Source organism: Novosphingobium sp. fls2-241-R2A-195 (assembly GCF_030209485.1).
Lineage (GTDB): Bacteria > Pseudomonadota > Alphaproteobacteria > Sphingomonadales > Sphingomonadaceae > Novosphingobium > Novosphingobium resinovorum.
Genome location: NZ_JARVRY010000006.1, coordinates 1 through 19,587, shown reverse-complemented (window position 1 = coordinate 19,587; position 19,587 = coordinate 1). Strand labels below are relative to the sequence as shown.

General features: G+C 63.1%; 15 protein-coding genes. 7 read left to right on the top strand and 8 right to left on the bottom strand.

Features of this window, described 5'->3' with window-relative positions; genetic code table 11:
• Position 1 precedes the first annotated feature (1 nt).
• The 7 genes from QRN25_RS05385 to QRN25_RS05355 form a co-directional block, all read right to left on the bottom strand.
• Entirely contained in the window at positions 2-3,205 is a 3,204-nt protein-coding gene (locus tag QRN25_RS05385) for an autotransporter outer membrane beta-barrel domain-containing protein (protein WP_285017845.1), read from the bottom strand.
• A 159-nt stretch (positions 3,206-3,364) separates the two neighbouring features.
• The gene (locus tag QRN25_RS05380; protein ID WP_285017843.1) at positions 3,365-5,791 is read right to left on the bottom strand and encodes a TonB-dependent receptor; all 2,427 of its coding nucleotides are present in this window, start codon (positions 5,789-5,791) and stop codon (positions 3,365-3,367) included.
• A gap of 4 nt (positions 5,792-5,795) precedes the next feature.
• Positions 5,796-6,734 carry a FecR family protein gene (locus QRN25_RS05375; RefSeq protein WP_285017842.1) on the bottom strand — a complete coding sequence of 313 codons (939 nt, stop codon included), beginning with the start codon at positions 6,732-6,734 and terminating at the stop codon, positions 5,796-5,798.
• A 57-nt stretch (positions 6,735-6,791) separates the two neighbouring features.
• A complete protein-coding gene (locus QRN25_RS05370) occupies positions 6,792-7,316 on the bottom strand; it encodes an RNA polymerase sigma factor (protein WP_285017841.1) in 525 nt (174 codons plus the stop codon).
• Between the two features lie 133 nt (positions 7,317-7,449).
• Positions 7,450-7,710, bottom strand: a complete 261-nt coding sequence (locus tag QRN25_RS05365) for an RNA-binding protein (protein ID WP_285017839.1) — start codon at positions 7,708-7,710, stop codon at positions 7,450-7,452.
• 21 nt (positions 7,711-7,731) lie between these two features.
• A complete protein-coding gene (locus QRN25_RS05360; RefSeq protein WP_502910429.1) occupies positions 7,732-9,156 on the bottom strand; it encodes a UdgX family uracil-DNA binding protein in 1,425 nt (474 codons plus the stop codon).
• An 11-nt stretch (positions 9,157-9,167) separates the two neighbouring features.
• A complete protein-coding gene (locus QRN25_RS05355; RefSeq protein ID WP_502910420.1) occupies positions 9,168-10,391 on the bottom strand; it encodes a putative DNA modification/repair radical SAM protein in 1,224 nt (407 codons plus the stop codon).
• A 408-nt stretch (positions 10,392-10,799) separates the two neighbouring features.
• On the opposite strand from QRN25_RS05355, the gene QRN25_RS05350 reads away from it, so the two are divergent.
• The 6 genes from QRN25_RS05350 to QRN25_RS05325 all read left to right on the top strand — a co-directional run bounded on the left by QRN25_RS05350 (position 10,800) and on the right by QRN25_RS05325 (position 18,894).
• Positions 10,800-12,593, top strand: a complete 1,794-nt coding sequence (locus QRN25_RS05350; protein WP_285017835.1) for a copper resistance system multicopper oxidase — start codon at positions 10,800-10,802, stop codon at positions 12,591-12,593.
• Positions 12,593-13,549 carry a copper resistance protein B gene (locus QRN25_RS05345; protein WP_285017834.1) on the top strand — a complete coding sequence of 319 codons (957 nt, stop codon included), beginning with the start codon at positions 12,593-12,595 and terminating at the stop codon, positions 13,547-13,549. Before QRN25_RS05350 ends, QRN25_RS05345 begins: the two co-directional genes overlap by 1 nt.
• Before the next feature lie 1,139 nt (positions 13,550-14,688).
• Positions 14,689-16,965 (top strand): glycosyltransferase family 4 protein, encoded by a 2,277-nt coding sequence (locus tag QRN25_RS05340; RefSeq protein ID WP_285017832.1) that lies wholly within the window; start codon positions 14,689-14,691, stop codon positions 16,963-16,965.
• A gap of 8 nt (positions 16,966-16,973) precedes the next feature.
• Entirely contained in the window at positions 16,974-18,266 is a 1,293-nt protein-coding gene (locus QRN25_RS05335) for a glycoside hydrolase family 130 protein (RefSeq protein ID WP_285017830.1), read from the top strand.
• Between the two features lie 151 nt (positions 18,267-18,417).
• Positions 18,418-18,660 carry a DUF6894 family protein gene (locus tag QRN25_RS05330; RefSeq protein ID WP_271184288.1) on the top strand — a complete coding sequence of 81 codons (243 nt, stop codon included), beginning with the start codon at positions 18,418-18,420 and terminating at the stop codon, positions 18,658-18,660.
• A gap of 15 nt (positions 18,661-18,675) precedes the next feature.
• Complete coding sequence (locus tag QRN25_RS05325) at positions 18,676-18,894, top strand: helix-turn-helix domain-containing protein (protein ID WP_271184287.1); 219 nt, start codon at positions 18,676-18,678, stop codon at positions 18,892-18,894.
• Positions 18,895-18,980: 86 nt separating this feature from the next.
• Here QRN25_RS05325 and QRN25_RS05320 read toward each other — a convergent pair whose 3' ends face one another.
• Positions 18,981-19,160 carry a hypothetical protein gene (locus QRN25_RS05320; RefSeq protein WP_285017829.1) on the bottom strand — a complete coding sequence of 60 codons (180 nt, stop codon included), beginning with the start codon at positions 19,158-19,160 and terminating at the stop codon, positions 18,981-18,983.
• A 206-nt stretch (positions 19,161-19,366) separates the two neighbouring features.
• Here QRN25_RS05320 and QRN25_RS05315 point away from each other — a divergent pair.
• A partial coding sequence (locus tag QRN25_RS05315; RefSeq protein ID WP_502910419.1) for a transposase occupies positions 19,367-19,587 on the top strand: 221 nt, incomplete at its 3' end.

Genomic DNA, 19,587 nt, shown 5'->3' with positions numbered 1-19,587 from the left:
CTTACCAGCCAATGGTCACGGAGCCGCGCAGCGCGAGATCGACCCGGCCGTGGCGATCCTCGGCCGAGAGTTCGCCGCCCATCGTGAAGCCCGAGGAGCCGCCGATCGCACGCAGGCGCGCGAACCAGCCGCTCGTCGCACCGTCGCCTTCGAGGGTGAACTTGTCGCCGCCCTCGAAGTGCGCGGTGGTCGAGCCGATGCCGCCATTGACGATCTCGCGCCAGCCGCCCTCGGTTTCCATGCGGAACCAGTTCTCGTCCCGTGCCTTCATGCCGAGGAAGTCGATGCCCACGGTCATGCTCGGGTTCACCGCCAGTTCGTCGCTGGTGCGCGAGGCGACGGTGAGGTTCAGCTTCTCGCCGCCGGTCTCGGAGTAGCCGTCTTCCTTCAGGCGGACGTAGTCGACCGTCACGCCCGGACGGAAGAAGAAGAACTGCGAGCCGCCCTCGATCGCGGCGCCGCCTGCGAAAGTGACGAACTTGCCGTCCCACTTGGCGTCCATGGTGCGGCGCACCGTCTCCGAGCCGACCATGCCGTAGAAGTTGCGCTCGCCGTCGAACTTGGCCGTGCCGGCCGAGCCGCGCGCGAAGGCGCTGACCGGGCCGAACTTGCCGCGCCAGTGCGCCGCCAGTTCGAAGGCGTCCGAGTTCACGTCGGTCAGTTCGCCGTTCTTGTGGTTGTTGTTGATGTAGGCGACGGTGCCGCCGAACTTGCCGATGCCGGTCTGGTACTCGGCGGTCGCCGACCAGGCATAGCCGTTGAGCTTGTAGGCGGCAGTGTTCCCCGCCTTCCGGTCGCTGCCCCAGATCGCCATGTTGAGCGTGGTGGTGAAGCGGCCGCTCGCGGTGATCGGTCCCTGCGGGTCCTGCATCTGGCGGGCGAGGGCGCGGGTACCCAGGCTGATGCCCTCGAAGCCGCCGCCTGCGTGGTCGGGCAGCATCTGGCCCACGGCCGAGCGGAAGGCATCGCCGTTGGTCAGGCCGAGGAAGACCTGCTCGATCTTGTCGTCCTTGGCCAGCTGCTTGAACACCGCGTCATAGGCGGCCGCGCCCGAGCGGTTGAGGCCGAGTTCGCTGACCGTGCGGCGCGAGACGTCGACGACGATGGTGTTGGCCGCCGCGTCCTTGTCCAGTTCCGCCTTGAACATGAAGGGGACGAGGTCGGTGTTGGTGGTCAGTTTGTCGCGGCCGGTCAGACTACCTGCGGTTAGGACCTGGTACGTGCCCTCGGCGGTCGAGACGTCGGCCAGGCGGATCGCCAGCTTGGAGCCTTCCGCGAAAGTCGCGTTGCCCGAAACGGTGTAGGACGAACCGGCACCCGCCGTCTTGTCGAGCGTGACGAGGACGACACCGGTGCTGCCGATGTCCAGCGAGGCCACCGATGCCGGCTTCTGGATATCGAGCACGCCGCCCGAGACCTTGACCGCGAGCTGCGCCGAATTGGTGATCGAGCCGGAGAAGTACGCGCTGCCCGAGATGTTCAGCACGTCCGCGCCGCCGCCGAAGTCCATGGCGCCGTTGAAGCCGCTGGAGCCTGCCAGCGAGACGGTGTCGGTGCCGCCGCCGAAGCTCACGTTGCCGGTCTGCACCGCGTCGCCCGAGAGGTTCAGCGTATTGTTGCCGGCACCGAAAGCGACGTTGCCGGAGAGGGTCCCATCGGCGAGGTCGAGCAGGTCGTTGCCGCCCGCGAACAGCACGTCGCCGACGATGGCGGGCGCGGTCACGCCCGAGGCTACCTGCGTCTGCCTGACGGTGACGTTGCCGGTCGCGGCGCGCAAGTCGATGGCGATGTTGCGCGCGCCGTCCTTGGCGCCGGTGGCCGAGATGGTGCCTGCGTTCTCGATCAGGTTCAGGGTGCCGCTGGCGTCGACGATGGCCGTGGCCGAGCCCTTTTCGCCGGCAACGGCCTTGATCGTGCCGCTGTTGCGGATGGTCGGCAGGTTGCCGCCCGCGTCGATGCGCACGGCAGTCGCCAGCGCATTGTCGGCATTGCCCGATGCTGCGGCGATGTTACCGGTGTTCTGCAGCAGCGGCGTCGTCGCGCCGGCGCCGATGCGAAGGGCGGTGGCGTTGGCACCGTTGGCGGTAGCGACCACCGCTCCCGATACGCCGATGCCGTTGGCGATCGTCACCGCGCCGCCGCGTCCGCCGATGACGAGGCCATTGGCGGCCACGCCGGAGTAGAGGCCCTGGCCCTCGACCGAACCTTCGATGATCAGGCCGAACTTGCTGCCGGTATTGGCGACCGGGCCGATGGTGACGGCGTGATCGGTCGCGCCCACCTGCATTGCGGCGGCGCTGCCATAGGAGACGACCTTGGCGGTGCCTTCCTTGCTGTCGTCGATGCCGTCGCCATCGGAGTCCGGCTTCGCGGGGTCGACCTTGGGCGCTGCGGCCAGCACGATGCCGCCGGTCACGTTGCCCTCGACGATCAGCGCCGAGCCGCCCTGCAGCAGGTCGTCGGCATCGAGCTTCGACGGATCTGCGGGCGGGGTGGTGTAGCGATAGCCGGTGGCGGCGACCGTGCCCTGCACGACCATCGCGCCGTTGACGTCGCCTGCGAAGCGCGCGCCGATCGCGTCCTTGCCCTGCGCCGAGACGGTGCCCGCAAGGCGCACGTTGCCGTCGATACCCTGCGCCGAAACGCCGATGGTGCGGTCGCCGACGACGGTGGTGGAGCCATCATGTGTGAAGGCGCCGGTCAGCTTGCCGCCAAGCTGGATACCCGCCGAATCGTTGCCCTCGACCACGATCTTGCCGTTCTGGGTGAGCTTGCCGGTGTGGTCGCCTTGGGTGCGGATGCCGACGCGGTTCGATCCCAGCGCGAAGGGACCGTCGAGGTCGCCGTCCTTGTCGGTGTCGGTCGGCGTGTAGGTCTCGTCGACGGTGATCGTGCCGGTGTTGGTGATGTCACCGCTGGCGCCTGCGACCGAATTGATGCCGACTGCACCGTCGGCGTTGGTGATGGTGATAGTGCCCGCGTTGGTGACCGCGTGGTTGCTGTCCTGCGTGACTGCGGTGCCGGAGGTCAGGACGACGGAGCCTTCGGCTGTGATGTTGATGGCATCCGCCGCGCCGCTCTTGATGGTCGAAGTGCGGATGGGGGCGGTGAGCTTGGTCTTGACGTCTTCGGCATGCGCAGCGGTCGCGAAGGCGAGCACGGCGGTGGTGGCAAGCAGGGTCCTGGCGGTAAGCTGGGAAGGCATCTTCGTCCCTTTTAGGTCTGTAGTCTGACCCTTGAGACGGAGGCGCCGGGAGGCAGCCTTGGAAAAAAGTTCCGGCGCTGCGATTTAAGCAAGCGCCCTTCGCATCTGCTCGTCCCCACTGTTCGTCATTGCTTCGCTACGCTCGCAATGACGCAGAACTTAAAACCGCGCGTCCAGCCCGACCCGAACCGTACGCGGCCGCAGCGGCGTCGTCTGGTCGCGCCCGGTCCCGAACGGCGTCCCGAGCGAGAAGCGATTGCCCCGCGAATTGGTGATGTTGCTGAGCGTCAGCGTCACGCCGTAGCGCTCGGTGCCGACCCGCAGGTCCGCGCCGCTGTCGAGGTAGTCCCCCTGCGGGTCGCCCAGTTCAGGCCCGATGCCGAGGCGCGACTTGCCGACATAGCTGGCCCAGCCATTGGCGGTCAGCCGCAGGTCCTCACCGATCTCGCTGTTCCAGCCGAGGCTCATCCGGCCTGAGAACTGCGCGATGTTCGGCACTTGCATGGACCGGGCGAGCGTCGCGTCGAGCAGCCCCGACGGCGACATGTCGACGGCCGACATCGATCGCGCAACGAGCCCGAGTAGCTCGGCGGGTGGCTGGTCGACCTTGCTCTGGTTCCACGTCGCCCCGGCCTCCAGCCTCAGGCCTTGCAACAGCTCGATGCCCCCCGTCACGCTGGCCGACCAGACCCGGCCATCCCCGATGTTGGCGGTGCTTGGCAGGCCCGAATTGTCGATGAAGTCGGCCTGGATGTCGCGCCAGCGCGTGTAGGAGACGCTGGCCGCAAGATCGAAGGGACTGACGCCGGGCTGGCCGTGCTTCACGCCGAACTCGAAGGTTCGCGTCCGGTCGCTTCGGAAGCGGCGCACGAAGTCGCTCTCGATCGCGAAGCCGCCGGGGCGGAAGCCCTCCTGGTAGCGCATGTAAAGGTTCGTGGCCTCCATCACTTCGGCGTTGAGCGCCAGCGAGGGGAGCACGGTGGTGGTCGTGCGGTCTGCCGTGACCTGCGCCCGGGCCTGCGCCATGGCGAAGGACACGGCAGGCATCACGTCTTCACCTGAGCCGTCAAGCCGCGAGTGGGTCAGACGCCCGCCCGCGGTCGCGGTAAGACCGGGGCGGATGCGCAGGCTGGCCTCGGCGTAGAGGGTGAACTCGTCGATGGTGTTGCGCACGCCGGTGGCGGCGGTAGTCGTCACGAAGTTCTCGAAACTGCGCGTCAGCACCGTGCGGTTGTGCGTATAGCTGGCGCCGACCAGCCAGCCGAAACCGCGGGTCTCGGGCTGCCAGATCCGCGTCTCGTGCGCGATCATGCGCGTGCGGTTCTCCTGCGAGAACAGGCGCGGTGCGTCGGGATCGACGGTGGCGTCGTAGCGTTCTTCCAGATGCTGGCGCACCGCGCCGGTGGTCGAGCGCACGCGCACTTCGCCGACGCGGCCGGAGATCACCAGTTGGCCCATCAGGTAGTCGGCGTCCGAACCCTCGCGAACTTGCGCGCTGCTGGTCAGCGGCGGGCGGGCATTGCGGCCGGCGTACTGGCTGTCGCGCGCATCGGTGGACTGGCCGAGGCCAATGAGATCGACCGTCCAGTCCGGCGCGATCTCCGCGCGAAGACCGGCGCGGCCGCCCAGAATACGTGTGCGGTTGACATCCTTGCGGCCGAGCAAGGGCTTGTCGATATAGCCGCCCAGCGTCGCCGCATCGAAGTTGGCGCGCAAGGCCACCGAGTTGCCGAGCGGCACGTTGACCATAGCCGCCGCATCGCCGCCGGGCGCACCGCTCTGCGTCAGCGAGCCGCCGACCGAAATCGCGCCTTCGGTCTCGCCGACAACCGGTGCATTGGGCACGAGGCGGATGATGCCGCCCAGCGATCCGGCGCCGTAGAGCGTGCCCTGCGGCCCCTCCAGCACTTCCACCCGTGCCATGTCGGACAGGCGCAGGTCCGGGTCGGGCGCGTTGTAGCTGAGCCTGAGGTCGCCGAGATACTGCCCCACCGTTGCCTGCGTCGGCCCGGTGAAACTGGAATCCGCGATGCCGCGAATGAACAGCTTGTTGCGCCCGCTGCCAAGGTGCGTGGATGTGACGGTGGCGACGCGCTGCGTGATCTTCTCCGTGCCGCCGACGCCGCCGACCTCCAGCGATTCCCCGTCGAGGATGGTGACTTGTCCCGGCAACTGTCCGAGGGTGAGGTCGCGTTTGGAGGCGACGACGACGATCGGATTGGCCGCCTCGGCTTGGACGGTTACAGGCATTGCCGCGCGGGCAGGGGTAGGGCGGGGAGCGGGCGGTCTGACGGTAGCTGTGGCCTCGATGCGCCAGGCGCCGGGCGCGACGGCGATGGCCCGGCCGCCCGCCCTGCGCGCCAGCAGCCGCACCGCCTCCGCGGCCCCCATCCGCCCGCGCATCGCCGGGACCATGCGGGAGGCCACTACCGGATCGGACACGACGATGCTGGAGCGGGTCTGGCGCGCAAGATCGATCGCGACCTGCCCGACCGATCCGGCGCGCGTATCGACAGCCACCTCCTGCGCGGAGGCGGTGCCGGGCATGGCCGCTGCGGCCGCCACGATGCAGATGGCGCCGCGCATCGCCTCAGCGCGAGCCGATGATCCAGCGTCCGTTTTCGGACCGCACCGACAGTCCCAGCAGAGGCCCGATCGAGCCCGGATCCTTACGCAGCGGCGCCACGAGGATCGAGCCGGAAACCGCGCCCGAAGCGCTGGATGCGGCGACATATTCGATGCCGGTGGCCCGCTTGAGCTGTGCTGCGACGTCCTCGAGCGAAGCGCTCTCGAAAGTCAGGCGACCTTCGCGCCATTCGCCGACCTGCTCGGCGGGCAGTCGGGTGAGCGTATAGTCGCTGCCTTCTGCCGGGCGGCGCAGGACTTCGCCGGGCGATACGCGCACGTCGGCGCCGTCTGGATCGAACTGCACGGCGCCTTCTGACACCGCGACGCTCAGTCCCAGCGCATCGTGGCGAACGTCGAAGACGGTGCCGATGTCGACCAGCCGCTCGTTGCCGACGGCGACCTCGAAGGGATGCGCGGCATCGTGACGCACGGTGAACAGCGCCTGCCCGCGTTCCAGCCGGGCATAGCGCTTGTCCTTGCGGTCGAACTCGACTGCGGTGCCGCCTGCGAGTTCGATGCGAGTATCGGCATCGAGCGTCACGCGGCGGGTTTCGCCCAGCGCCGTCTCGACGGTGTAGAGATCGCGTTGCTGCCCCTGGAAGGCCCAGAACCCCGCCACGACCGCAATGCTCGCGGCGATCGCACTCGCCAGCCAGGGGCGACGGCGGCGCGCGGGTTCGGCGGAAGGGGCATCGTCGTTGGCCGGGCCGGAGGCGGCCACGAGTTCGGCCGCGTCGGCCACCGAGGCCATGACTTCGTCATAAGCGCGCGCATGCGCCGGGTCGGCCTCCAGCCAGAGGGTGAACGCCTCCCAGTCGGCGAACGCGGGGTCACCCGCACGCACCGCCCAGCCGAGCGCCGCGTCCCGGATACCATTTTCACTCGCCAATTCGTTCGCCATCGGGCGCTCCTTCACCGGCGATGACGGAGACGATCGGCTGCAGCCTCATCGCGGGCCTCATTTCGACCGTTCCTTCCATTCCGCCAACGCCCGGTAAGCGATCCGCAGATCGCTTTCGACGGTGCTTAAACTGAGGCCCATTTCCGCCGCTACGACCTTTTGCGCCGTGCCTTCGATACGGTGGCGGCGGAAGATCGTTGCCGTCCGCGTACCCAGCCCGTCGAGCAGGGCCAGCACGCTGGCGGCCTCCTGCGCGGCGGCCATGCGGCGTTCGGCGGAGGGTTCTGCGGAAACGCCCGGCGGATCACCTGCATTCACGTCGGTCCAGTCCCGGTCACGCACGTCCGCTTGCCTGGTCGAGCGGAAACGGTCGATCATCAGCAGGTCGGCGGTGCGGAAGAGATAGGATAGCGGTGAAGCGACCGGGCCGGGGCGGCTGGCGCTGATCTTCAGCCAGACCTCCTGCACGAAGTCTTCGGCCGCATCCCCGGCGCCGCGCGCGCGCAGGAAGCGCAACAGCTTCTCCCGATGTTCGAGAAAAGCCGCTTCGAGGCCGGCTGTGGGAGAGGTTTCTGCGGTCACGAAGAAAGGGCGCGGATGTCTTGGGCTACTCTTGATCGGGCAGCCTGATAGACGTTCGCACGCCTTCGGGGAAGTGCCGTCATCCCGACATTGATCGCGATGTCGGGATGACGGCGGAACAGATCAAATGATTTCAGTTCACCGCGCGAATGTGATGGCCCGGCTCGATCGCGGCTGGCGGAGCCGCTTCCAGCATATGGTCATGTTCGGCGAAGATACGCTCGATTTCGCTGCGTTTGTCGAAAATCATGCGGGCGACGCCCGACGTCATCCCGCCTTCGTCTCCCACCCGGCCCAATACGCCGGCAAGGTCTTCGAGCGTTGCGCGTTCAGGGCTGCTGTGAAGCCCACCCTTGGAGTCGCGGTAGGCAGTGCATTCGCTGGCCATGACCATTCCCCTTCAATGTTTGCCGTCTCAGTTAACGCGCATTTCCCTTTGGAGTTGCATTTGGGAAACTCCATTCGCCGCAAGAATCTGCGCGAGACCGGCAATATCCTGTGCGAAGCGCGCATGTTCGCGTGTCCGTGCATCGCCATCTAAGCGAAGCAAATAGCTTGGATGCGCGGTAAGCCAGATCAGCGTGCCATCGGAAAGGCGGATGGCCTGGCCGCGCTCCCGTCCGATCGCCGGCGTGCGTCCCAGCAACCCCCGTGCACTGCTCGCGCCGAGAGCCAAAACGACCTTTGGCTTTACCAAGGCACGCTCTCCGTCCAGCCACCAGCGACAGATGTCGATCTCCCCGGCAGTCGGGGGCTGATGGAGACGCCGCTTGCCGCGAGGCGTGAACTTGAAGTGTTTGACCGCGTTCGTGACGTAGGCTCCGGCGCGGTTCACCCCGGCCTCGCCAAGTATCTGATCGAGCAATTGTCCGGCCGGTCCGATGAAAGGCCTGTGCTCTCGCTCTTCGGTATCGCCGGGCTGTTCACCGACTATCATGAGGTCCGAATTCGGGGGGCCTTCGCCCATGACCGCCCGAGTGCCGTTGCAGCCGATCGCACAGCGGCGGCACTGCGCAATTCCTCCTGCGATCGCCTGTAGGCTGGCGGGTTTGGCTTCTCTTTCGAACAAGTCGGCGCCGGTGGCGATCATGGCAGCCTCGCGCTTGTGTGCCCCGGCGATGAGATCGGGAATCTGGCGCGCCTCAGGCAGGTTCTTCCAGTAACGCCGGGGCATCTCCTTGAGCATCATGCCCACCTTGAGTCGCGCCGGGTTGAAGATCGAGCGGTAATAGCCGAGCCAGAGTTCCTCGGTCGCATCTTCTGCCGGGGCGTCCCCGCGCGACGCGGCCGGGCCTTCCAGAAGTTGTTCGCCGTCCCAGTGCAGTGAAATGCGCGGCGTCAGAATCGACCAGCGCTGGCTGGCGAAGCGATTGACGAAGAAGTCGGCATTGGCACGCTCGATCCGATGCTCGGGCTCGAACCAGGCGACAAATCGTTCGATGCCGTCCTGATCGGGCGTGGAGCGGAAGCGGACGAAGGCGCGCATCTTGTGAATGTCGCGGCGCACCTGCTTCGCCATGCCTTCCAGCGGCGCGACGTCGCGATCGGCCGAATCCTCGATCAGTCGGGGGTGCTTCTGCAGTCTCCACAACACGCGATAGAGCAGGCTCAGCCGGGTCGGATCGCGGTGCAGGATGACGCACCGGGCGAGGTCGAGAAAGGCCCGGCTGGCGCGGACTTGGGGCAAGGGATCGGACGGCAGGTTAGGTAGGACGGCCGTGGCGAAGAGATCCGCCGGCCCATCCGGTTCTCCCCAGGCGGTCGCGTCAGGCGAGACTCCGCGTGCCACCAGTCGCCGCGCTTCATCGCGCCATGCCTCGAAATCGTCGGGCTGCACCATAGCCGCCTCGATCACGCGAAAAGTTCCATCTGCCGGGCCTGTGGCGCGAGACGGGCGCGTAGATCGGCGCGGTCGAGGAGCAGAGTAGGGCGCCAGTCGTCCGTGACGATGAACGGGCGCAGCTTCTTCACCGAAGCACTGAGCCGCGCAAGATCGTCCAGCCGGATCGACCGATGCCGCCGCGCGACCAATATGGCGTCGACTGCCTTTACGCCAAGCCCCGGCACCCTCAGCATCGCCTCACGCGGGGCACGATTGAGATCGACCGGAAACCGGTCGCGGAACTTGAGTGCCCAGGCCAGCTTGGGATCGATGTCGAGCGGAAGCATACCGTCGTCTTCCGTCGCTTGCTGTACTTCCTGTGGAGCGAACCCATAGAAGCGCATTAGCCAGTCCGATTGATAGAGCCGATGCTCTCGCATTAGCGGGGGGCGCTTGAGCGGCAGCACGGCGCTGGCCTCGGGAATTGGACTGAAGGCGGAATAGTAGACACGCTTGAGAGAAAAGCGGTCATAAAGCGTGCTGGCCTTGCCGACGATCTGCGCGTCGCTTGCACCGTCCGCGCCGATGATCATCTGGGTGGATTGCCCCGCCGGCGCGAAGATAGGTGCCTTGCGAAAGCGAGAGCGGGCGTCGTGTGCCTCGGTGATGGCGCTTGAAAGCCTGCCCATGGCGCCTTCGATCGTCTTGCTGTTCTTGTCGGGAGCCAGCCGGGAAAGCCCGGCGTCTGTCGGCAATTCGACGTTGATCGATACGCGATCCGCCCATAACCCTGCCTGCGCCACGAGTTCGGGGTCAGCTTCCGGGATAGTCTTGAGGTGGATATAGCCACGAAAATCGTGCTCTTCGCGCAAGATGCGCGCAACCTCTATAAGTTGTTCCATCGTATGCGTGGACGACTTCACGATACCTGAACTGAGGAACAGGCCCTCGATATAGTTCCGCCGATAGAAAGAAAGCGTCAGATCGACCACTTCCTGCGGCGAGAACCGCGCACGGCGTACGTTGGAGCTCTTGCGGTTTATGCAGTAATGGCAATCAAAAATGCACTGGTTGGTCAGCAGAAGCTTGAGCAGGGAGATGCACCGTCCGTCGGGCGCATAAGCGTGGCAAATTCCCATCCCCTCGGTCGAACCGATGCCTCGTCCATCGCGGCTGTGACGTTTCGTGGTCCCGGAGGACGCGCATGAGGCATCGTACTTGGCGGCGTCGGCAAGGATTTCGAGACGATCCATGATGGAGGTACGAGACATTTGTTCCTTGTATGTTCCTATCCAGTTCTTTGCAAGCTCGTCGATGGTGAGTCCGCATGTCCGTTTAATCCGGATTGGTGTGCTTGCGCCGACGAACGAGACTGATGGTGCTGCCGACGGGTCAGCAATGCTAACCCCCTGTCAAACGGCAGCGGTCGCGGCGATCGGTATCCGGTCGCCGCGGCCTTTCATTTCCGGAGTGAAGCATTCTGGGGAGACGTCAGTTTCTGGCTCCTGCGTTTTGCTGGGGAAAGCGCGACAGGTGGAGGGGGCGCATGTAGTCCGCGTGGATCGACATCCACCACAAGGCCGTGGAACGCGCATTTACATGCACGTCAAAATTGTCTCATCTGGTCGAGGGATAAGCGAGCGCGGCGCGTATAAGAGGGCATGTCGATCTTCGAAACTTGCGCCCGAAGCGCCGTCCCCCGCCGTAAATTCCTGGCGATGGGGGGGGCTTTGGCTGGCAGCGTCGGAATGGCAGGGCTGTTTCCCGCATGGGCGCGCAGCGGAACCGGGGGGATCGCTCATGCCAGCGCCGGTTCGGGGGTGTTGTCGGGTGACACCATCGCGCTGCAGATCGGGCAGAGCCACTTCGCTACCGGGGGGCGTACCGGCCATGCGGTGACGGTCAACGGCACGCTGCCCGCGCCCTTGCTTCGCCTGCGCGAAGGACAGACGGTGCGGATCGCTGTCACCAATAGGCTGCGCGAACAGAGTTCCATCCACTGGCACGGGCTGCTGGTGCCGTTCCAGATGGACGGCGTGCCGGGGATCAGTTTCCCCGGCATCGATCCGGGCGAGACTTTCAGCTACGAGTTTCCGCTGACCCATTCGGGAACCTTCTGGTATCATTCGCACTCGGGCATGCAGGAAGCCGAGGGGCTGTTCGGCCCGATCGTCATCGACCCCGCTGGAGAAGACCCGCTTGCCGGCGAGCGCGAACACGTGCTGGTCCTGAGCGATTGGAGCCCGCTCCACCCCCACGAACAGATGCGTCGGCTCAAGATGATGAGCGGCTATTTCAATCGCCAGAAGCAGACGCTGGCAGGACTGATGGCGGGGGCGAAGGCGAACGGGGACCAGTCGCTGCCGGATCGCCTCGCCTGGGGGCAGATGCGAATGGATGCGACCGATATCTCGGACGTAACGGGTTCGACTTACAGCTTCCTGATCAATGGCCATGGCACGGCGGAGAACTGGACCGGCCTGTTCGCAACCGGTGAGAGGGTGCGGCTCCGCGTGATCAACGCCTCGTCGATGACCAACTTCAATTTCCGCATTCCCGGCCTGCCGCTGACCGTGGTGGCGGCGGACGGCAACCCGGTGCAGCCGGTCGAGACCGACGAAGTGCAGATCGCGATTGCCGAGACTTACGACTTCGTCGTTACACCGGGCGAGGCGGAAAGCTATGCCGTCATCGCAGAGGCGCTCGACCGTTCGGGGCAGGTCCGCGCGACGCTGGCGCAGCGCATGGGCCTTGTCGCCGCATTTCCTCAGATCCGCAAGCGTCCGCTCCTGACCATGCGTGACATGGGTATGGACATGTCCGGCATGGACATGGGCGAGGCCGGCGAGATCGACCTGTCTAAGCCCGCCAATGCCGACATGGGCGGGCATTCCATGAAGATGCGCGATGCATCGGTTGCGCCCTCGGTGAAGATGGGGCCGGGTGTCGCCACGTTGGCGCCAATGCCGGTGGACCGGCTCGCCGATCGCCCGACCGGGCTGGAGGACGCCGACCACCGGGTGCTCACTTATGCGGACTTGCGCTCGCGCGATCCCAACCCCGATCCACGCGTGCCGACGCGCGAGGTGGAGGTCCACCTTACCGCCAACATGGAACGCTACATGTGGTCGATGGACGGCGTGGCGATGTCTGAGAACCCGGCGCCGATTCCGTTTCGGCTCGGCGAGCGGGTCCGCGTCACCCTGATCAACGACACGATGATGCCGCACCCGATCCATCTGCACGGGCATTTCTTCGAACTGGTGCAGGGTGAACCCGGCCACCGCGTACGCAAGCACACCGTCAACGTTCTGCCCGGCGGCAAGGTCGCGTTCGATCTGACGGCGGACGGCGAGGGAGACTGGGCATTTCATTGCCACATGCTGCTGCACATGCATGCGGGGATGATGCGCGTGGTCACCGTGCGACGCGAGCAGGCGGAGAGACAGGGCTGATGGCGCTGCACCTTGTCTCTCTGCAGTCGATCCCGGCCCTGCTGATGATCGCTGTGCCTGTCCCGTCGTGGGCACAGGATCATGCAGGCATGGACCACTCTCATATGGATCATTCGGGCATGAACCATGACATGTCCGGCATGGATATGTCGCAGGATGCAGCTCCGGCGATAGACCATTCCGCACACTCCATTCCCGGTGCGACCGTGGCCGATCAGCCGGGCGATGCGCCCGCGCCGCCGGTGCCGGCAGACCATCCCGCCGATCTCTTCTTCGCGCCCGATCGCATGGCCGCCTCGCGCAAGGCGATGGTCCGGGAGATGACTTTCTCCACGTTTGCGCTGCAGGTCGACCGGCTGGAATATCGCGCCGCAAATGGCAAGGATGGTTTCGGCTGGGAAGGGCAGGCATGGTATGGCGGCGACATCGACCGCATGGTCCTCGCCAGCGAAGGCGAGGGCAGCTTGGGCAAGCGGGCCGAACGCATCGAGTTGGCCGCTTATTGGCGTCACGCGCTCGACCCCTGGTTCAACCTGCAACTGGGCGTGCGCCACGATTTTCGGCCGGATCCGCAGCGCACTTACGCGCTGGTCGGCATCGAGGGGCTGGCGCCCTACTGGTTCGACGTGACAGGCCAGTTGCTCGTGTCGGAGAAGGGAGAGGTCCATGTACGTGGCAAGGCGGGCTACCAGCAGCGCATCACCCAGTCGCTGGTGGTCGAGCCGGAAGCCGAAGTCGATTTCGCGTTTCAGGACGTGTCCGCGCTGAACGTGGGATCCGGCTTCGAGCGCTTCGAACTCGGAGCGCGCCTGCGTTATGAGCGGAATCGTTCGTTTGCGCCTTACGTTGGTGTGCATTGGGAGCGCAAGCTCGCTGGCACCGCCCGGCTCGCGCGTGCTTCAGGTGATGACGTATCGGGCGTATCCGCCGCGTTCGGCGTGCGGATGATGTTTTAGTCGGGGCGGACGAATTGAGCCGGTATCCGACGGTGGCGATATGGACCATGCTCATGAAGCTGGTTGCAAGCTGATCATAGCGGGTGGCGATGGCCCGTTTGATTTTCAACCGCCAAACATGTGCTCGATGCAGCTGCGTTTCTTGTAGAGTGTACGGTCATGTTCAATCTTACCGCGGCGGCTTGATCGGCCCGCGATGACGGCCTGGATGCTACGGCTCATCAGGTCTGCGCGGATTGCATCGGCATCGTAGCCTTTGTCGGCGAGAAGCGCCTTTGGCTGCTGTTCGGGCAGGTGATCAGCGCATCATAGACCTTGATCCGTCGCTTCTCCAACCGTCACATGAAAGGCGACTGGTCGTCTTTGGGCTTCAGCCAGACAGCGAAGCTTACTGGTGAACCCGCTCCGCAAGCGGCCAAAAAGCTTGTCGATGGGCGCCTCCTTTCCGCCCGCTGTCGAAACTTGGGTGCGAAGCGTGGTGCTATCGGTCTGCGCACCCGACTAACCTGGAAGATAAAATATTAATCCTCACTATAGTGCCAATTTTATAAAAAGCGGATAGCATGATGAGGTTCTTCATAGATCGTCGTGCGGCTTAGCTTTCTTGTTCCAGCGAATGTATGCAAGGTAATCGGCGATCCATGCTATGAACGCCATATCGTGAGACTTCGCATCCGAGCCACTCACGGCTGAGGGATACAATGTGCCCCCGCTTGATGCAGGAGCGCACATCATGTGCATCAATCAGATATTCAAAGATGAACAGCTTGCCATGATGCGTTTCACTCGCGCTACGGACGCTCGTGAGATTGCGACTTGCGAAGGGCAATTCGTGGCTTCCAAAGCCAGCTTCGCGTCAATCCCTTACCCTCATCGCCCCTTTTTTGCCGTATCGCGTGGAATGGCGCTCTACCCGAGTGAGGTCACCCGTCCGCTTGTCGCGCCATCCGAGCCAGGTTCCATGCAGGGAGCGGCCTGAAATGACAAAATCGCAAAAGCGCAGTAACCGCGAAGTCCGCAAACCGAAGGCGTCCAAGCCCAAGCCGCCGGTCGGGCTGCCTTCGGCAGATGCCTCACCAGTCCTTTCTGTAACGCGTAAACAGAAAGGGAAGCTCTGAGACAATCTTTCCCTTCCCGGATTGCGGATTGCCTTTATCGGTAATGCCCTGCCGCGTCGCTGCGGTATCGCCACATTTACCACCGACCTTGAACTGGCTGTCCGCGGCCTTGGCGATGTGGCTCAGACCGCAATCATCGCCATGTGCGACCCCGGCGGTCATTATGCATTCCCAACTCACGTCCGATGGTCGATCGCCGAGGAAGATGCCGGAGGCTATCTTGCAGCGGCAGACTTCATAAACGGTCAGAACTTCGACGTCGCATGCCTCCAGCATGAGTTCGGAATTTTCGGCGGTGAGGCGGGAGAACTGGTGCTTGGCCTGATCGCCGCGCTTCGCGTACCGCTGTTCACGACTCTGCACACCGTATTGGACAGCCCCACCAGCGCGCAACGCGCGGTAATTGACACGATCCTCGCTGCTTCGGCGCGTGTGGTGGTCATGGCGCAGAAAGGGCGCAGGGTTCTGATCGACTGCTATGGTGCCGATCCCGAAAAGATTCTCGTCATTCCGCATGGCATCCCGGACGTTCCGCTGGTCATCCCGCAAGGCGCAAAAGAGCGCCTGGGCTTCGCCGGTCGCCGCGTCATCCTCACGTTCGGCCTGATCAGCCCCAACAAGGGCATCGAAACGATGATCGAGGCGATGCCTGTCGTGCTCGAGCAAGCGCCTGATACGATCTATGTAGTGATGGGGGCTACCCACCCCGTGCTGCTGCGCGAAACGGGTGAAACCTATCGCGACAGCCTTATCTCAAGGGTTCACGAACTGAATCTCGACGGCCATGTGCTGTTCCTCAACCGCTTCGTGGACCGCCCCGAACTGCTTGAGCACATCGCGATGTGCGACGTCTATGTGACCCCCTACTTGGTAAAATCGCAAATGACCTCAGGTACGTTGGCCTATTCGCACGGCATGGGGCGGCCCGTTGTGTCCACGCCCTACTGGCACGCGGAGGAATTGCTGACCAACGGCTCGGGCATACTGGTGCCGTTCGGGGACCCTGATGCCCTTGGCGCGGCGGTTGCCGACCTGCTGATCGACGACGAGGCGCGCCTGGCCATGGGCGAGAAAGCCTATGCGGCAAGCCGGGCGACGACCTGGGGGAATTCTGCCAGACGCTATCGCGATGCGTTCCGGGCAGAACTGCGTCGGCGTTCCGGGATGGCTTCCGCAAGCGCCTTGCCCCCTCTGGCCCTGGGGCACTTCGCAGCCATGTGCGACGATACGGGAATGTTCCAGCATGCGGTCCATGGCATCGCCGATCGCAACCATGGCTACTGCATCGACGATAACGCGCGGGCCCTGTTGCTGTGCTGCGGCATGGCAATCGATGCGCCGGTGCCCTCATTCGAAACGATGACCCCGCGTTTCGCGGCTTTCATCCAGCATGCCTGGAACCCGGACCAAGGCCGTTTCCGCAACTTCATGGGTTTCGACCGCCGCTGGCTTGAAGCGGCGGGTTCGGAAGACAGCCATAGTCGCACGCTTTGGGCACTTGGCGTCGCCTCGGCCGGCCCTAATGATCCGGTACTGGCACAATGGGCCACAGTTATGTTCACGAGCGCGCTGACTTCGGTCGAGGCGTTCACATCGCCGCGCGCGTGGGCCTTCACGTTGCTGGGACTCGCCGCGTTCTGCCCGGCACATCCGAACGGCGGTGAAGCGAAGCGCCTTCGCCTAGTGTTGGCCATGCGGCTGGAAAATCTTCTGCTCCAATGTGAAAGCCCTGACTGGCTCTGGTTCGAGGATCGGCTTTCCTATGACAATGCTCGCCTGTGCGAAGCGCTGATCGTCACCGGTGCAGCCATCGGCGCACACCATCTCGTCACTCAGGGATTGCGCACTCTGCGCTGGTTGACGGGCATCCAGACCGCACCCGCACAGCCTGGGCAGGACGCGCACTTCCGTCCGGTCGGATCGCAAGGGTTCATGCTTCGGCACCGCGAGCATCCATTGCCTTTCGACCAGCAACCGGTCGAGGCATGTGCAACGATCGCTGCTTGTCTCGCCGCTATCACCGTCGATCCGGCAGGGGAGTGGAAAAGAGAAGCGCTTCGGGCCTTCGCATGGTTCATGGGCGAAAACGATCTTGAAGTGCCGCTGGTCGATTCTGACACGGGCAGTTGCCGTGACGGACTGCACCCCGACCGAGCCAACGAGAATCGCGGCGCGGAATCCCTGCTTGCCTATCTGCTCGCCCTTGTCGACATGCGAAGGATCGAGCGAATGGATGTCACCGCCTCAACGCTGCGCCCTCTGGATGCTGCATCTCTTCACAATCAGTTATCCAACTGAGAAACGGCGTGGAACAGCATCCATTCTTCAATCGCCAGGCGCTGTACCTGCGCCCCGATCCTTCGCGCGTAGTGGTTCGCCCCTTCCGACCTTCGATCGAGCCACGCGACCACAATCCTCTCGACAAGACTCGCGTCAATCATATCGTCGATCGGGTATTAGGTCTTGGCGGGGACGAAGTGGTCTCCCTGCTGCAGGCGACTCTGGACAGCTTCGACGATCGCCACCACAACCTTCCCGAAATCTTCGAACGACGCGCACGGGAAATGGAAGTGTCCTATTTCGGAGATGCTTCGCTCTCTCTTTCCCAGCGTCAGTTGATCGGCGCTTATTTCCTGAATGAATACAGCTTCGAAGCGGCCGCGCTGTTTAATCCCAGCATCGTTCCTCACCCATGTCAGACCGGCGCGAAGCTCGGCTGCATCCGCGTAATTCTCTCTTTGCGCGCGGTTGGCGAAGGGCACATTTCCTCCCTGACGTTTCGCTCCGGAACCATAGGCCCTGACGGAGCGATGGACATCGACCAGCCTGCGCGCCTTGCCAGATTGCCGGCCGTCACGGCGTGTGTGGGAGACCGGATCGAACTGTCCTTCATGCCCGAAAGTGATCCATCGGAAAGAGTGATCTTCCCGATTACGGATGCGCAGTCCAACGGCATAGAAGATGCACGCTTCGTGGCCTTCGAGCACGAAGGAACGATCACATATTACGCCACATACACCGCTTACAGCGGGCGTTCGATCCGCTCCGAACTGCTGGAAACCGCCGATTTCGTATCGTTCCGGCTGGTCCCGCTCAAAGGCACTGCGGCCGACAACAAGGGCATGGCCCTGTTTCCCCGCAAGTTGAACGGGCGATATGCCATGATCGCGCGGTACGACAACGAAAATCTTTACCTGCTCTATTCTGACAAATTGTCCGAATGGACTGGTGGGACGCCTTTATTGGCGCCGAAGTTTCCTTGGGAATTCATCCAGATCGGCGCTTGCGGATCGCCCATTGAACTCGACGAGGGATGGCTACTGTTCATCCACGGGGTGGGACCGATGCGGCATTATTCAATAGGCGCGGTCCTGCTTGACAAGGAGGATGTGACCCGGGTGATCGGCCGTTCTCGTGAGCCCCTTGTGGGGCCGGAAGCCGCAGAGCGTGAAGGATATGTTCCCAATGTGGTCTACTCTTGCGGGGCCATGCGCTTCGGTGAGCGGATCGTTCTGCCATACGCCATTTCTGACACCTTCTCGACATTTTCTACCGTGAAAGTGACAACGTTGGTCGAGCTTCTCAAGAATGATCTGTAGATGAAATTTGTTTCATTTTTGTTAAATTATAACAACAATAGAATATTAAATTATAAAATATCGCACAGATTTATTTATATATCCATAATTGTGACGTGATTTTTATTTTAAGTTTTTGATTTTGTGCTTTCATCCCAGGAAATTATGAACAGTGCCTAGATATTTTTTCCATGTGCTGGATGGTAAATCATTTCCTGATCTTCAAGGAACTGTCCTGGAAGGTCTTGCCGAGGTGCGTCTCGAGGCAATCAGGTTTGCGGGAGACCTTCTTGTCCATGCAGAAGGAACATTTTGGCAAAGTGATGAATGGTCAATTGAAGTCAATAATTCGGCTGGATCCCTTATTCTTTCACTTAATTTCAAGTCTATCTCTGAAGTTCCAGAAATTACATAAAAGCAGGGGGTATCGATGAAAGACCTGAAACTTCGCCTCACGCCGAGAGAATGCGAAATCATAAACCTTATTGCCGCGGGTAAGTCTGCAAAAGAAGTCGCGAGAGTCCTCCTAATTGCGCCTTGCACGGTTGAACGGCATGTTGAAAACGTGCGTCTCAAGACCCGCACGCGCAACCGGGCCCACATGATTGCTCATTTCATCTGCAATTATGAGCAGGACCCGGACGCCTAAGAGCCTGTTTGAGAATGCTCATGGATGGACAATTCTTCGGAGCATGAGGCTGCCGAGAGCGACATGGATCATCGCGTACGAGACGCCTATCCGTTGCTCGTAATCGCAAACGAGCCGTTTCCAGCGGGCATCCATACGAAAATGCGTCGAGGACCCAAACGCCTTGGCAGTACTTTGAAGCCCGGTTCCTCGTCGGCATGACGGATGATCTTGAGGATGAAGTCGTGATAGGTCGCGGCATCCATAAGGCGACGGACGCGGCTCATGCAGTTTCCTCTATCAGGTCGTGTGTGAAAAGCGCTGAAGCCCGCAGGGAGGCGTGGGTTTTGGTGGATATAAAGTAATCGAATTTGCAAGGTTTTGGGGAAATCGGGCGAAAAGCTTGCGATTACGCGCGCCCGTGCACGTAGGGGCTTTCCTCGCAAGTCGGGTCGTGATCCACTGAGTTGGACGACACGAAGAGGTTTTGCCGATGCCTCCGAAGAAGCCCGCGCCGCGCAGTGACGAGTTGTTCCGCAGTCAGCTCGACAACATGGTCGACATGGAACACGCGCTGGTGAAATTGGCGGGGCTGATCGACTGGTCACGGTTCGATGCGGCCTATGGACGGTTCTACCATGAGAAAGGCCGCCCTGGGCTGTCGACGCGGCTAATGGCAGGCCTGCACCTGCTCAAGCACATGGAGGGCCTGTC